Origin of the sequence: Eubacterium sp. AF36-5BH, assembly GCF_003460505.1 — a bacterium.
Taxonomy (GTDB): Bacteria; Bacillota; Clostridia; order Lachnospirales; family Lachnospiraceae; genus Eubacterium_G.
In genome coordinates this window covers 58,409-59,242 of record NZ_QTVG01000012.1, presented here as the reverse complement: position 1 = coordinate 59,242, position 834 = coordinate 58,409, and the positions used below count along the sequence as shown (strand labels likewise).

The window sequence follows — 834 nt, the reverse complement described above, 5'->3', positions numbered from 1 at the left end:
TTCAATCTTTAGAAGATTAAATGATGTAAAATTTCCCAAGCCCTCAATTCTCCCTCATGTTTTATCAATCGACGAATTTAAGGGGAATGCAAATGGTGAAAAATTTCAGGCTATACTTACTGATCCTAAAAATCATAAGATTTTTGACATTCTTCCATCAAGAACTCAGTATAAGCTTAAAGACTATCTGTTGAATTTTAAGAACAGAAAAGATGTACGTTATTTTATAATGGATATGAATTATGTTTATAGGGAAATTGCCGAAACATTTTTTCCTAATGCCACCATTGTTATTGATCGATTTCACGTAGTCAGATACGTTACGTGGGCTTTGGAAAATGTCAGGAAACGCATTCAAAAGGAAATGCTTCCATTTAAAAGAAAATATTTCAAGCGGAGCCGACGCATACTTTTATCTCACTATCATAAACTTAGTGCCGAAAACAAACAAGCTCTGGAAGTAATGCTTACACAGTCAAATGACCTTGCCATTGCTTATCATTTGAAAGAATTGTTTTATGATTTTATGGATTCTCCTGATAGAAATGTAGCTTATAAACGATTAAGAAAATTTATAATTGCAACTCAGTCCAGCGAATTAAAAGAATTTAATGCAACTCTTACAATGCTGGCAAATTGGTCAAAATACATACTCAATGCATTTGATTGTCCATATTCTAATGGATTTACTGAAGGTACAAATAATAAGATTAAGGTGATTAAGCGAAATGCTTATGGATTTAGAAATTTTGAGAATTTTAGAAACAGGATTCTAATGACTTCGATTTAAAAATACCAGGTTATGAATGTTATTCACAACCTGGTTATAAACTT

At 31.5% G+C, this 834-nt stretch carries 1 protein-coding gene; it reads left to right on the top strand.

What is annotated here, in order from left to right; genetic code table 11:
• Positions 1–790: ISL3 family transposase (locus tag DW006_RS11305; RefSeq protein WP_199521912.1), on the top strand; the 790-nt coding region annotated here is incomplete at its 5' end.
• Between the last annotated feature and the right edge of the window lie 44 nt (positions 791–834).